This window comes from Mycobacterium zoologicum (assembly GCF_020181635.2).
In the GTDB taxonomy this organism is placed as follows: Bacteria; Actinomycetota; Actinomycetes; order Mycobacteriales; family Mycobacteriaceae; genus Mycobacterium; species Mycobacterium zoologicum.
Genome location: NZ_JAYJJS010000003.1, coordinates 202,593 through 215,932, shown reverse-complemented (window position 1 = coordinate 215,932; position 13,340 = coordinate 202,593). Strand labels below are relative to the sequence as shown.

Genomic DNA, 13,340 nt, shown 5'->3' with positions numbered 1-13,340 from the left:
CCCCGCCAGCGAGGGACTGCTCACCGACGGTCAGAAGTAGCGCGGGAACGGACCGTAGTCGGGGTCACGCTTTTCCAGGAATGCGTCGCGGCCCTCGACGGCCTCGTCGGTCATGTACGCCAGCCGGGTGGCTTCCCCGGCGAACAGCTGCTGGCCCACCAGGCCATCGTCGAGCAAGTTGAACGCGTACTTCAGCATGCGCTGCGCCTGAGGTGATTTCGCGTTGATCGCCGCTGCCCACTCCAGCGCGACCGTCTCCAGGTCGGCGTGGTCGACCACCTCGTTCACCGCGCCCATCCGGTGCATCTGCTCGGCGGTGTAATCCTTGCCCAGGAAGAAGATTTCACGGGCGAATTTCTGCCCGACCTGGCGGGCCAGGTACGCACTGCCGTAGCTGCCGTCGAAACTGCCGACATCGGCGTCGGTCTGCTTGAACCGGGCGTGCTCGCGGCTGGCCAGTGTCAGATCACAGGTCGAGTGCAGGCTGTGTCCGCCGCCGGCAGCCCACCCGTTCACCAAGCAGATCACCACCTTGGGCATGAACCGGATCAGCCGCTGAACTTCCAGGATGTGCAACCGTCCCGCGCGCGCCACATCAACCGTGTCCGCGGTTTCTCCGCTCGCGTACTGGTAGCCGGTACGTCCGCGGATACGCTGATCGCCACCGGAACAGAACGCCCACACCCCGTCGCGCGGGCTGGGCCCGTTGCCGGTCAGCAGCACCACCCCGACGTCGGGGGACATCCGGGCGTGCTCAAGTACCCGGTAGAGTTCGTCGACGCTGTGCGGCCGGAACGCGTTGCGTACCTCGGGCCGGTTGAACGCCACCCGCACTGTCGGCCGCAACGCACCGTCGGCGGAGATGTGGCGGTGGTAGGTGATGTCAGTCAGGTCGGCGAACCCCTCGGAAATTTCCGCGACGGGACGCCACGCCTCGGCGCGGAATGGATTGTCGCTCACCGGATTGGACGCCTGGGTTTGGTCTCGTCCAGGTACAGGGCGATCGCCTCCGATCGGTTGATAGCGCCGATTTTGCGCAGGATTCTCTTCACATGTGTCTTGACTGTTTCCACCGTGACGACGAGGTCCTCGGCGATGTCGGCGTTGGATGCGCCCCGCACCAACCGTTCGAAGACTTCACGCTCGCGGCCCGAGAGTGCGGCCCCGAGCGCGGATTCCGCGCCGATGGTCGGGAGTTCGACGCCAATGTCGTCGTGGTCGACGTCCAAGCTGATGGCCGCCGCGGCGATGCGTTCGGCTTCTTCGGTCAGCCGTGCCGCCGCGCGGGCGATGGAGTCCCGCTGGTGTTGCACGCGTTCCAAATTCAGCATTCGCTCGTAGAGCAGCGAAAAAGCGGAGGCGAATGCATCGAGCACGTCGCTGTCCCCGATGGTGACACCGCCTCGGCTGCGGCGGCCGGCGTGCAGCAAGGCCACCACCTCGCCTTTGGCGATGACCGGTGCAACGAGGTACTCACCAGACTCCAGCAACTCCAGATAGCCTGGAGTGGCAGGCAGGTCGGGCTCGTCGGTCCGCACGGTTTCGCGTCGCCGAATGCAGGCCGCCTCGGGCCCGCAATCTCGGCGCGGAATCACGGTGGGACCTCCCAGTCCGTGATCGGACTCCTCGACTACGAAGCCGTCGTTTTCGATAAAGGACAGCAGGGCGTGGTCGAAATCGAGGGTTTCGCATAACTCACCGCAGGCCTGGCGGCCGAGTCGGTGTAGTGATTCGGCCTTCCTCATCCGGCGGATGACTGCCGTCAAGGACCGCACCACACCAACACGGTCATTGGCTCTCGTCTCGCGAGCCTCCACCTGGGCCTGTAAATACTCGGCCAACAGGTTGCCATGAACGGCGCCCTGGCCGGCCATCACCCGATCTGTGGTGGCGGCCGCCATCGTGATGGCTTCATCCAGGGTCGTCGCATCACCGGAACGGCTGATACCGCGCGCACGACACAGCTGTTGGTCGAGGTCGTTGAGCCTGGCCAGCAGGGCCCGGGTGGTCACCACACCCCCCCGGCATCAGCGGTTGCCATGCCGGAATAGACGGCGACCGCCGCGGCTCGACTAGGGGTGTTGAGCTTTTTGGCAATCCGCTTCAGGTGGGACTTCACCGTTCCCTCCGAGATCACCAGCGCCCGGGCGATCTGGCCGTTGGTCGCGCCGGTAGCGACATGCGAGATGATCTCTCGTTCCCGCGCGGTCAGCGAGGAAGCGGCGGGGTGATCGAGTTGGAACTCACCAGCGTGCGCACCCGCGGCTGGCCGCACCGCCGATTGAGCCGATCCGCTGAGCAGGCCGTCGACGTTGCCACACAGCTTGTCGACCTCAGTCCGCTGCTGGGCGGCCTTCTCCTCGAGCACCGCACTCTCGAACGCCACGGACAGGCATTCGGCGAACGTTTCCAGCTGGTCGAGGTGCTCCATTGACACCATTCCGCACGACCCGGGGCGGTCGGCGTGCAGCATCCCGATCGCCCTGCCATGGACAGTGATGGGCGCCACAATGTAGCCGAAGCAGCCGGCCACTTCGACGATCTCTTTGAACGTGCGCTTGTCGTCGAGCGGCGCCGGGACCAAGGCGCCGCACCTCTTGCGGACGAGTTCGGTCTCCAGCGCAGCAACTGACAGCGGAATGCGCGCGCCGTCGACATATTCACGGAAGCGTTTCGAGTGGCGGTCCGTCTCCTCGGCAATGTGCAGCCGCTGCGGCAACCACAACGAACCACGCACGGTGGAGATCATGGTCCGGGTGAACGCCAGCTCGCGACTCAGCACGACCGGGGCGGCGTGGATCATCTCACGCGGCGACAACCCTCGCAGATCCCCCAGCGCGTTGCGGATCTCCGACAGCGCGCTTACTCGCCGAACCAGGTCATGGTCGATCAGATCGCACCGCAGCCTGAGCACGGCAATGAGAATCTCGGCGGTGGCTACCGTGTCGTCGGTCGGCTCAGCAGAGGACGCAATGCGCTGCTCGAGGCGTTTTCGCAGATCATCCAGCTGACTTTCCAGCACAGCGGACGTCAGGTCGGGCAGCGGCAGCCCAAGGCGCTCGACGGCAGCCGCGACTACCGACTCCGCGCGCTCGGCCACCGTCGCATCCTCGGCCCAGGGTTCCGTCCTCAATTGCGAGACCATGACCATTTCTCTCCCCCATCACGAGTCAGGTGCGGTCAGACCATTGAACCAAAGCTTAGCCTAAATGTCGCGCGAATCACAACCAACCGGCAAAGCGCTCCGCGTCACCTACGTCTAGTCGGGCCTCCCTCGAGGTAGTCCGACTCTGGATGCAACTCCACCCGGTCGCGCCAGAACGAGACAGCTCCCACCGGTCGAGCACTCCGCTTTGTCATTGCGCCGCAATCCTAATCAATGGTCTAATGGTCAGTCCATAGAGGAGGTGGGCATGCACGCTGTGGTCATGCACGAGTTCGGCGCCCCGACGGTGCTGCGGGCCGGCGAATTGCCCGACCCGGCAGCACGTCCAGGCTGGGTCACCGTGGCGCTGCGCGCCAGTGCACTGAACTGGCACGACGTCCTGGTGCGCCAGGGTCGCTACGGTTCGCCACTGCCACATGTCATCGGCGCCGACGGTGCCGGTGTGCGTACCGACACCGGCGAGGAGGTGGTGGTGCTGCCGTCGCTGCACTGGGGTGAACGCAATGAGGCACCCGGTTCCCGCTTCGAGATCCTTGGCGACCGCACACCCGGCACTTACGCCGAACTGGTCAGCGTGCCCGTCGAGTGCCTGGCAGCCAAACCCGCGGGTATGAGCTGGGCCGAGGCGGCGGCGCTGCCGCTGGTGGGGGTGACGACCTACCGGGCGCTGTTCACCCGCGGACGACTGCATGCCGGCGAGTCGATGCTGGTGATCGGAGCCGGCGGCGGGGTCGCCACCATGGCGATCGCTCTTGCGGTGGCCGCCGGCGCCGACATCACGGTGACTTCCTCCTCCCCCGACACCATCGAGCGGGCGGTGGCCGCCGGCGCTCGCGGCGGGGTGTTGCACACCGAAACCGGTTGGCCCGACCAGGCCCGCACTCTGTCACGGGACAATGCCGGATTCGATCTGATCCTCGACCCGGTCGGGCGCTGGACCGAGTCGGTGCGCGCACTGCGGCCCGGTGGCCGGTTGGTGGTACTCGGCGCCAACGCCGCGCAGAGCGCCGACATGGATATCCGCAGTTTCTATTTCGGTCAATTCGACCTGCTCGGAACAACCATGGGCAGCAGCGGGGACTTCGCCGGCCTGCTCAACATGATCGACCGATATTCGGTGCGCCCGCCGGTGATCGACCGCGAGTTCCCGCTGGACCGGGCCGCCGAAGCACACGAATATCTCGAGCATGGCCGCACCTTCGGCAAATGCGTTCTGACCCACTAGGAGACACACCGTGAGCAAATCCCCCGACCTGGTGACCTACCGACTCGAAGCCACCGATCCGGCCACCCCTGACGACGCACTGGCCGCCTACCTGACCCTGGATGACCCCGCACGACGCAACGCACTATCCGATGCGCTGCTGGATCAGCTCGTCGCGCTCCTGCGTCAGGCCGCTGCGGACTCGCGCGTCCGGGTGATCGTGCTGACGTCGTCGCACCCGCGGGTCTTCTCCTCTGGCGGCAACCTCGACGCGTTCGCCGACGACCGGGCAACGATCACCAAATACGCCGGCCTGTCCCGGTTCCCCACCCTGTATCGAACCCTCGGCGAGATCGACAAGCCGGTGCTCTGCGCCGCCAATGGCGATGTCCTTGCCGGTGCGCTCGGCATCGCCCTGGCCTGCGACCTGATCATCGCCAAGGAGTCGATCCGGTTGGGCTGCCCGGAGATCAACGTCGGCGCCTTTCCGTTCATGATCTCGGCCTTGATATTCCGCGCCACCGGACGGCTGGTCGCCAACGAGCTGATGATGACCGGGCGCCTGATCGGCACCACCGAGGCGGCCGCAGCCGGGTTGATCAACGCGGCGGTACCCGACGCGGAGTTCGACGACACCCTGCGCCGCTGGGTCGCCGACATCGCCGGCAAGTCACCGCTGCTGTTGGGCATGGGCAAGCGAGCGCTGGCGGCGACCCGAGACATGCCGCTGGAGTCCGCGCTGGAGTATCTGCAGGCCCAACTCGCGCTGGCCTTCACCACCGATGATCTGGCCGAAGGTGTACGCGCCTTCAAGGAGAAGCGCTCCCCACAGTGGCGCAACACGTGATCATCGCAGGTCGACACCATTGCCATTTCGGTCTGACCATTCTATAGTTCGATGAATTGATGCCGCCGGTGTGCGATCCGGATGGCGGATCGAAGGGAACCGAGGAATAGCGCGATGAAACCCAGCCCGCACACCGATCGCTATAGCGCACAGGAGATCCGCGACTACTACGAGGCGGGGCTGTGGTCATCGGAGACTTTCCACGACCTGCTGATCCGGCACGCCGAGCGCACTCCGGACAAGGTGTTCGCCACCGACGGAACCAGGTCACTTACCTTCCGGCAACTCTTCGACGCGGCCCAACGGCTGGCGGTCGGTCTGCACCGGCAAGGCTGGCGCGCCGGGGACACCGCGGCCGTGCAGCTCCCGAACTGGGTGGAGTTCATCCAGGTGCTGGCCGCGTTGTCGCGCCTGGGGGTGATCGGAGTTCCGATCATGCCGATCTACCGGAGCGATGAAATCGGCCACGTGCTCTCCAACGCCGGAATCCGCGCGGTGTTCACCCCGGCCACTTTCAAGAAGTTCGACTATCTCGAGATGTATCGCGGTCTACGCCAGGATCATCCGGACCTCACGATCGTCGTCGTGCGAGCCCCCGACGCCACGGCCGACGCGAACGCCGACGACAATGTGTTCAGCCTGGACGAGCTGGAAGCCGATACCGACGACGACAGCGCCCGCGCCGAACTTGGTACCCCCGCAGCTGCCGACGACCCGTTCGTCGTCGTCTATACCTCCGGCACCACATCGCGGTCCAAAGGCTGCGCGCACACCTTCAACACCTACTGTTCGGGGGCACGGCAGCTGGTAACGGCGTTCGGCTACACCGACGCCGATGTGCAGTTCGGCCCCTCCCCCATCGCCCACACCACCGGGCTGGTCACCAGCGTGCTGCTCCCGCTGCTGGCCGGTGCGTCCACCCACCTGATGGCCGAATGGGATCCGGCCCGTGCCGCCGAGGAAATCCAGCGCTTCGGCTGCAGCGCGGCGGTGACCGCCACCACCTTCCTGCACACTCTGCTGTCCGCCTACGACGCCGGGCGCCACGACCTGTCCAAGTTACGGTTGTGGACCTGCGCGGGCGCACCGATCCCCACCGCGGTGGTCGAACAGGCCAACGCGACGCTACCCAACCTCCGGGTACTCAGCCTCTACGGTCGTAGCGAAAACCTGGTCACCACCACGTGTTCCATCAACGATGAGGTGTCGCGTGCACTGACCTCCGACGGCGCTGCTTTGCCCGGATCCCAGATCAGGGTCATCGATGCCGACGGCACCGCACTGCCCCCGGGCACCGAAGGCGACATTGCCTTCCGTGGTCCCTCCCACATGATCGAATACCTCGGCAATCCCGAGGAGACCGCGGCCTTGTTCACCGCAGACGGATTCTCTCGCTCGGGCGACCTGGGGGTGATGACCGACGACGGTTACGTCCGGGTGACCGGGCGGACCAAGGACATCGTCATCCGCGGCGGGATGAATATCAGCGTCCGCGAAATCGAAGAGAACCTGGCCCATCATCCCGGGCTGCAGGTGTCCGCGTGTGTGGCGATGCCCGACGAGCGGCTCGGCGAAAAGGTGTGCTGCTATGTGGTCACCAACCCTGGGCAGGATGCTCCTACCGTTGCCGAATTGCGTGAGTTCCTGTTGGAGCGCGGCATGGCGATCCAGAAAACCCCCGAGCGCGTCGTCGCCGTCGACGCGTTGCCGATGACGGCAACCGGCAAAGTGCTCAAACACCAATTACGTCAAGACATCAAAGACCGCCTGGACGCCGAACACGACCAGGCCAGCGAGATAACGGGACCCCGCTGATGGAACTCAAGGACAGCGCCGAAGAGGCCGAATTCCGCGCTAAGGCCAGCGCCTGGTTGAGCGACACCGTGCCGCAACTGGGTGGGCCCGAACCCGCTCGGCTGGAAGACAAGCTCGATTACTGGCGTACCTGGCAGCGGTTGCTCTACGGCGCCGGCTATGCCGGGCTGTCCTGGCCCAGTGAGTACGGCGGCGGCGGGGCGAATGCCAAGCTGCGTGCGGTGTTCAATGAAGAACTCGACCGGGCCGGCGCCCCGGAGCGGTTGAACATCGTCGGCGAGGATTTCGCCGGACCAACGATCATCGAGTTCGGCACGGCCGCCCAGCAGGAACGCTACCTGCGGCCGATCCTCACCGGCGACGAGCTGTGGTGCCAGCTGTTCTCCGAGCCGGAGGCCGGCTCGGACCTGGCATCGTTGCGCACCACGGCCACCAAGGTCGACGGTGGATGGTGCATCCAGGGTCAGAAAATCTGGACCAGCCGCGCACAACTGGCCGCACACGCGATCCTGCTGGCCCGTACCGGTGGCGGGCCGCGGCACAAGGGCATCACGTATTTCCTGCTCGCCATGGATAGTCCAGGCGTCGAAGTCCGGCCGCTGACGCACATGCTGGGCGAGTCGGAGTTCAACGAGGTCTTCCTGGATCAGGTGTTCATTCCCGACGACAACGTCCTCGGTGAGGTGGACGGCGGATGGGCCGTCGCCATGGGCACCCTGGCGTTCGAACGGGTCGCTATCGCCACCGGCCGGGTGAACACCACCGGCGCTGTCAACGATTTGATCCGCGAGATCGGCGATCGCACTACCCATGACGGCACCCCGCTGGGCGCCGACCCGGGGGTCCGGCAACGCATCGCCGACCTGTACGGACGAGCCCTGATTCACTATTTGATCGGGCAGCGGGTCATCACCGGGGCGGCCGGCGACGGACCGCCGGGGCCGGTCACCTCGATCGGGAAGCTGTACTTCTGCCCGCTGGTGGAGGACATCGCGGATTTCGGGTTGGACCTCGACGAGATGGGCGGGCAGTTCGCACTGGCCGAAAAGGCCGACGACTCCGGCATGGCCGATCACCAGCGGTGGCTGCGGCTGGCCTATCAGGCACGCGGCACCGCCATCGCCGGCGGGTCGACGTTCATCCAGCGAAATATCGTCGCCGAGCGCATCCTCGGTATGCCCAGAAGCTGACAGCCCGGCCTAGGAGGCATCTGATGTTGAACAAAGTCGTGGCGACAGCGGCTGAGGCCGTGGCCGACGTGACCGACGGGTCGTCGCTCGCGGTCGGCGGATTCGGGCTGAGCGGCATCCCCGAGGCGCTGATCGAGGCGGTGCTCGAGCTTGGCGTAACCGACCTGGAGACGGTGTCGAACAACCTGGGTGTCGACGGGATCGGGTTGGGAGTACTGCTGCAGCACAAGCGAATCCGGCGCACTGTCAACTCCTACGTGGGGGAGAACAAGGAATTCGCCCGGCAGTACCTGTCCGGTGAGCTTGAGCTGGAGCTGACCCCCCAGGGCACACTCGCCGAGCGGTTACGCGCCGGCGGGGCTGGGATCCCGGCTTTCTACACACCGACCGGAGTAGGGACCCAAGTGGCTGACGGCGGCCTGGCGTGGCGTTACGACCCGTCCGGTGCGATCGCGGTGGCCTCACCGCCCAAGGAGACCCGCGAATTCGATGGGCGCACCTACGTGTTGGAACGCGCCATCCGAACCGATTTCGCCCTGGTTCACGCCTTCAAAGGCGATCGACACGGCAACCTCGTCTACCACGCGGCCGCCGGAAACTTCAACGCGGACTGCGCCGTCGCGGGCCGTATCACCATCGCCCAGGTTGAGCATCTTGTCGAACCGGGCGAGATCCACCCCGCCCAGGTACACACTCCCGGGATTTACGTGCACCGCGTGGTCCACATGCCGAACCCGGTGAAACGAATCGAGAAGGAAACGGTGCGCTCATGAGCGTTGGCTGGAGCCGTGACGAGCTGGCGGCCCGGGTAGCTGCCGAATTCTCCGACGGACAGTACGTCAACCTCGGGATCGGGCTGCCCACCTTGATTCCCAACCATATTCCCGCCGAGGTCACCGTCGTCTTGCACTCGGAGAACGGGATCCTCGGGGTCGGACCTTACCCTCGACGCGAAGATTTGGATGCCGATCTGATCAACGCCGGTAAGGAAACCGTCACGACGTTGCCGGGTGCGGCGTTCTTCCCGTCCTCGGCGTCATTCGGGATCATCCGCGGCGGGCATCTCGATGTGGCGGTGCTGGGTGCCATGCAGGTCTCGGCGACTGGGGATCTGGCCAACTGGACGGTCCCGGGCAAGATGATCAAAGGCATGGGCGGGGCGATGGACCTGGTGCACGGGGCACGGCGGGTGATGGTGATGATGGACCACACCGCCAAGGACGGCAGCGCGAAGATCGTCGAGCGCTGCACGCTGCCGCTCACCGGTGCGCGCTGCGTGAACCGGATCTTCACCGATCTGGCCGTCATCGACGTCACCGACGACGGGCTGCGTCTGGTGGAAACGGCGCCCGGGGTCAGCGCCGACGAGGTCGTCGCGAAAACCGCAGCACCGGTATCACTTCCGGCGCGGATGTGAAGGTCTGACGCCTGACGCTCGTCACTCAGTCGTCGACTTTGATGGCGCCACGCTTGTCCATCGCCAACGCGGCCTTGGCGTAGCTGTGCACATGCCGTCCCATGCGTCGGCCTGCGGCCTCGGCGTCACGGTTGCGGATCGCGGTGGTGATCGACCGGTGTGCGCGCTGGGTGACGGCTCGCACGTTCTCGTCGACGAACGCGGGGTTCTCGGTGCCGGCGTAGATGGCATGCGACAACGCGGTCATGAACCCGATCAGCAATTCGTTGTGCCCTGCCACCGCCACCCCAACGTGCCAGTCCAGGTTGGCCTGCAGGAACGCCGGCAGATCGGCATCCGGATCTGCGATCGCGTCGTTGGCAGCGTCGAGCACCGCTAGGTCCTCATCTGTGCGGTTACGGGCCGCCAGTTCCGCGCAGAACGGTTCCAGCGCCTCGCGCGTCTCCATCAGATCGGCGAGTTTGATCTGCTGGCCGCGGATCATCATGCTCACCGAGTTGGCCATCGACTTGGTTGTGGGTCGCTGTACGAAGGCACCTCCGGCCCGTCCCGCCCTGACCCGTATCAGGTTCTGCACCTCCAGGATGCGGAGTGCCTCGCGCACCGTGGCGCGGCTCATCTGCGTCTGCTTGACCAGTTCACGCTCCGCGGGCAGTGCCACCCCCACCGCCAACTCACCGCTCAAGATCCGTTCACGCAATTCGCGGGCCAGCACATCGGAGGCTTTAGGCACATCGACTGGTTTGAGGATGACGTTCGAACGCGCTGATGTCGATCCCGACCCGTCTGGTTCCGTCACCGCTGCACCCGTCTACGCCTCAGTCAAATGGTCCGACCTAAGTCATGGTCTTAATGTCAGAGTATATTGCTCGACAGCTTCGAGCACACGACGCGCGCCGGATGGCGGGGCTCAGAACACCATTCGTGCGATCATCTCCGCCACCGCAGCAGGCTTCGCCGAACCGTCGAGTTCGACGGTATGCCGCACCGTCAGGTCCACCGTAGTGTCGTTGACCTTCGCAGCGTCTATGAGCTCAGATCGGACGCGGACACGACTGCCCGCCCGAACTGGCGCCAGAAACCGCACCCGGTTCAGCCCGTAGTTGATGCCCATCTTAGCGTTGTCGACGCGGTAATTGTCCTTGCTCAGCGCCGGAATCAGGGACAGCGTCAAGAATCCGTGTGCAATCGTCCCGCCGAAAGGGCTCTCGGTGCGGGCCCGCTCGACGTCGATGTGGATCCACTGCTGATCACCGGTAGCGTCGGCGAACGCATTGATGCGCTGCTGATCCACGGTGATCCAGTCGGAAGCGCCGAAGTCTTGACCGACGGCCTCGATAGCTTCGCCGATAGATGAGATGATTCGCACCGCTTACCTTTCTGCTACCCGACGGGTCCGCGCCAGCCGGCGGGATGACGGCTTCGCCGTCGCCATTGCATCGCCCTGGCCACCAGATTGATCGGGATTGAACCGGAACCGCCGACAACCATGGCCCCGACAGCCACCGTCGTACTGCCCAGAACCACCCCCACCACCACGAAACATGCCGCAGCCAGGGTATTGAGAAGGGATATAACGACCCACCTCGGCGACGCGGTGAAAGCGCCAGCCCCGTACTCCGCGGCCTTCACCGTGTTCCGCATCCCACTCACGGATCCGTCACACCGAACGCTCCGCCTTGGCGGCTGCAGATGCCCTCTTGCTCCGCTCCCGCGCGGCTGCCCAGTCCTCATCGGTCAGCTCTGAGAGCCCGGCGAAGGTGTTGGGCCCGGCCAGCCGTTGTCCGCCGTCCATCGCAATGGTTTCCCCAGTCAGGTAGTCGCACGCGTCGGAGAACGCGAAAATGGTCAGGTTCGCCAGCTCCTCGATGGTTCCGGGCCGGCCTAGTGGAATCTGGTCGGACTGCGTCGCGCCGACCGAACTCTTGTCCGTGGGGTTGAGCATCTCCCAGGCGTACTCGGTTGGGATCGGCCCGGGTGCCAGGGCATTGAGGCGAATTCCATAGGGACCCCACTCGACGGCCAACGACATCGTCATGGCATGCACCGCGGCTTTGGCCATTGCCGATGGGACGACGAAAGCCGACCCGCTCCACACCCATGTGGTCAGGTTCGACAACACCGAACCGGGTAGTCCATCGGCGATCCAGCGCTTGCCGACGGCCAACGTGGTATTGAACGAGCCGGTCATCACCGTCGAGGTGACCGCCTCGAACGCACGCTGGCTCAAGCTGACGGTCGGGGCGATGAAGTTCGCGGCCGCGTTGTTCAGCACACCGGTCAACGGTCCGTGCCGATCCCAGATCTCGGCCACCGCCGCCTCGACTAGGTCGAATTCGCGCACGTTGACCGCCTGATGGGCCACCCGGCCGGGGTGGCCGGCCCCGATCTCGGCGGCGGCCTCGGCGAGCACGGCCTCCCGACGGCCCCACAGATGCACGTGAGCGCCGTGAGCAACCAGTTGGGCTGCCACACCCCGGCCCAGGCCGGTGCCGCCGCCGGTGATCAGGATTCGCTTGCCCGCCAGCACGTCCGGCGCGAAGATACTCCGGCTCACAGCGCCAAGCTCTTCGCGATGATGTCACGTTGAATCTCGTTGGCACCGCCGTAGATCGGTGGCGCCAAGGCCTTGCGCAGCTGCGCTTCCATCCCGAACTCGACCGTGTATCCGTTGCCGCCCATCAGCTGGATTCCTTCCAGCGCAGCCTTTTTAGCGACCTCGGTGCATTTGAGTTTCGCGATCGAGCCCGCGCGCGCCAGCTGATCCTCCAGCCCGGCGTCGATCTGAGCAGCAACCTGATACGTGAAGGCACGGCAACATTCGATCTCGGCGACCAGATCGGCCAATCGATGCCGGACGGCCTGAAAGCTGCCGACGGAATGCCCGAAGACTTCGCGCTGGCGGACATAGTCCAGCGTGTCCTCCAGGGATCGTCGCGCGGCGCCGAGCGACATCGCGGCAATGATCAGCCGCTCCACGTTGAGGCCACGCATCAGCCGGTGCCAGGCGTCGCCGATCCCGCCAACGACGTTGTCGACGGGAACGGCAACATCGGTGAAGAACACTTCATTGACGGTATGACCGTCCATGGTCTTTATCGGCTTGATGTCGAGTCCGGGCGTCGAGGTGGACAGGTACATCAGCGTGAGGCCATGGTGTTTGCCGACATTGGGGTCGGTGCGAGTAAGCACCAGCAAGTGGTCGGCCAGGTGCGCGGCGGTGATCCAGGTCTTCTGGCCGTTGATCACGAACCGGTCGCCGTCACGAACCGCCCGGGTACAGACCGCGCCCAGATCGGATCCGGCACCGGGCTCGGACAACGCGATCGCCTCGAACCGCCCGGCGCACAGATTGTTCAACACCTCGGACTTTTGCGGTTCGGTGCCGTGCCGCAGATAGGTCTGGGCGGCGGTTAGGCCGGTGCCGTAGGCGTGAATCGGCGCCTGACCCCGGGCGGTCTCCTCAAGGAAGATGCACTCCTCGACCATGCCCGCTCCGCCGCCGCCGTACTCGGCAGGTATCGACACACCCAGCCAGCCGAGCTCGGCCAACTGCCGCAACACCACCGGGCTGTTCGACAGCGTCCCACCATCGGTGAGTTGGGCCCGTTTCTCGGCGGTCCCACAGGTCTCAGCACAGAATTTCTCGATGGCGTCAGCAAACTCACGCTGTTCGTCGGTGAATAACCCGGCGGTCACGG

Annotated in this window: 13 protein-coding genes; 6 read left to right on the top strand and 7 right to left on the bottom strand. The window is 65.3% G+C overall.

Translation table 11 applies throughout. The features are described 5' to 3' along the window. Positions 1 to 30 precede the first annotated feature (30 nt). The 3 genes from K6T84_RS03945 to K6T84_RS03935 are packed head-to-tail and all read right to left on the bottom strand — an operon-like array spanning position 31 to position 3,133. On the bottom strand, positions 31 to 960 hold the full coding sequence (locus tag K6T84_RS03945) for a 1,4-dihydroxy-2-naphthoyl-CoA synthase (RefSeq protein ID WP_225400663.1): 930 nt from the start codon (positions 958 to 960) through the stop codon (positions 31 to 33). Next, the gene (locus tag K6T84_RS03940) at positions 957 to 2,012 is read right to left on the bottom strand and encodes a LuxR C-terminal-related transcriptional regulator (protein ID WP_225400664.1); all 1,056 of its coding nucleotides are present in this window, start codon (positions 2,010 to 2,012) and stop codon (positions 957 to 959) included. The genes K6T84_RS03945 and K6T84_RS03940 overlap by 4 nt, the downstream gene beginning before the upstream one ends. After that, positions 2,009 to 3,133, bottom strand: coding sequence for a response regulator transcription factor (locus tag K6T84_RS03935; protein ID WP_329786640.1), 1,125 nt, complete (start codon positions 3,131 to 3,133; stop codon positions 2,009 to 2,011). The genes K6T84_RS03940 and K6T84_RS03935 overlap by 4 nt, the downstream gene beginning before the upstream one ends. A gap of 280 nt (positions 3,134 to 3,413) precedes the next feature. Here K6T84_RS03935 and K6T84_RS03930 point away from each other — a divergent pair, with 280 nt between their 5' ends. The 6 genes from K6T84_RS03930 to K6T84_RS03905 all read left to right on the top strand — a co-directional run bounded on the left by K6T84_RS03930 (position 3,414) and on the right by K6T84_RS03905 (position 9,639). Next, entirely contained in the window at positions 3,414 to 4,391 is a 978-nt protein-coding gene (locus tag K6T84_RS03930; RefSeq protein WP_225400666.1) for a quinone oxidoreductase family protein, read from the top strand. A gap of 31 nt (positions 4,392 to 4,422) precedes the next feature. Beyond that, positions 4,423 to 5,217 (top strand): enoyl-CoA hydratase/isomerase family protein, encoded by a 795-nt coding sequence (locus tag K6T84_RS03925; RefSeq protein WP_225402056.1) that lies wholly within the window; start codon positions 4,423 to 4,425, stop codon positions 5,215 to 5,217. Between the two features lie 114 nt (positions 5,218 to 5,331). Next, positions 5,332 to 7,032, top strand: a complete 1,701-nt coding sequence (locus tag K6T84_RS03920; protein WP_225400667.1) for an AMP-binding protein — start codon at positions 5,332 to 5,334, stop codon at positions 7,030 to 7,032. Beyond that, a complete protein-coding gene (locus K6T84_RS03915; RefSeq protein WP_225400668.1) occupies positions 7,032 to 8,222 on the top strand; it encodes an acyl-CoA dehydrogenase family protein in 1,191 nt (396 codons plus the stop codon). The genes K6T84_RS03920 and K6T84_RS03915 overlap by 1 nt, the downstream gene beginning before the upstream one ends. Positions 8,223 to 8,248: 26 nt before the next feature. Continuing rightward, complete coding sequence (locus K6T84_RS03910) at positions 8,249 to 8,995, top strand: CoA transferase subunit A (RefSeq protein WP_225402057.1); 747 nt, start codon at positions 8,249 to 8,251, stop codon at positions 8,993 to 8,995. Then, a complete protein-coding gene (locus K6T84_RS03905) occupies positions 8,992 to 9,639 on the top strand; it encodes a CoA transferase subunit B (protein WP_225400669.1) in 648 nt (215 codons plus the stop codon). The genes K6T84_RS03910 and K6T84_RS03905 overlap by 4 nt, the downstream gene beginning before the upstream one ends. A 25-nt stretch (positions 9,640 to 9,664) precedes the next feature. Here K6T84_RS03905 and K6T84_RS03900 read toward each other — a convergent pair whose 3' ends face one another. From K6T84_RS03900 to K6T84_RS03885, 4 genes are all read right to left on the bottom strand, one after another. Continuing rightward, on the bottom strand, positions 9,665 to 10,372 hold the full coding sequence (locus K6T84_RS03900) for a FadR/GntR family transcriptional regulator (protein ID WP_225400670.1): 708 nt from the start codon (positions 10,370 to 10,372) through the stop codon (positions 9,665 to 9,667). Positions 10,373 to 10,549: 177 nt separating this feature from the next. Beyond that, positions 10,550 to 11,008 carry a MaoC family dehydratase gene (locus K6T84_RS03895; RefSeq protein WP_225400671.1) on the bottom strand — a complete coding sequence of 153 codons (459 nt, stop codon included), beginning with the start codon at positions 11,006 to 11,008 and terminating at the stop codon, positions 10,550 to 10,552. Between the two features lie 291 nt (positions 11,009 to 11,299). Continuing rightward, positions 11,300 to 12,196, bottom strand: a complete 897-nt coding sequence (locus tag K6T84_RS03890) for an SDR family oxidoreductase (protein ID WP_225400672.1) — start codon at positions 12,194 to 12,196, stop codon at positions 11,300 to 11,302. Continuing rightward, positions 12,193 to 13,338: an acyl-CoA dehydrogenase family protein gene (locus tag K6T84_RS03885; RefSeq protein ID WP_225400673.1), complete on the bottom strand. Its 1,146-nt coding sequence runs from the start codon at positions 13,336 to 13,338 to the stop codon at positions 12,193 to 12,195. The genes K6T84_RS03890 and K6T84_RS03885 overlap by 4 nt, the downstream gene beginning before the upstream one ends. Between the last annotated feature and the right edge of the window lie 2 nt (positions 13,339 to 13,340).

What these genes read in the sequence shown, in the direction of transcription:
- K6T84_RS03930 (WP_225400666.1), top strand. Translation starts at nt 3,414, where the DNA reads ATGCACGCTGTGGTCATGCACGAGTTCGGCGCCCCGACGGTGCTGCGG.
- K6T84_RS03920 (WP_225400667.1), top strand. Translation starts at nt 5,332, where the DNA reads ATGAAACCCAGCCCGCACACCGATCGCTATAGCGCACAGGAGATCCGC.
- K6T84_RS03915 (WP_225400668.1), top strand. Translation starts at nt 7,032, where the DNA reads ATGGAACTCAAGGACAGCGCCGAAGAGGCCGAATTCCGCGCTAAGGCC.
- K6T84_RS03905 (WP_225400669.1), top strand. Translation starts at nt 8,992, where the DNA reads ATGAGCGTTGGCTGGAGCCGTGACGAGCTGGCGGCCCGGGTAGCTGCC.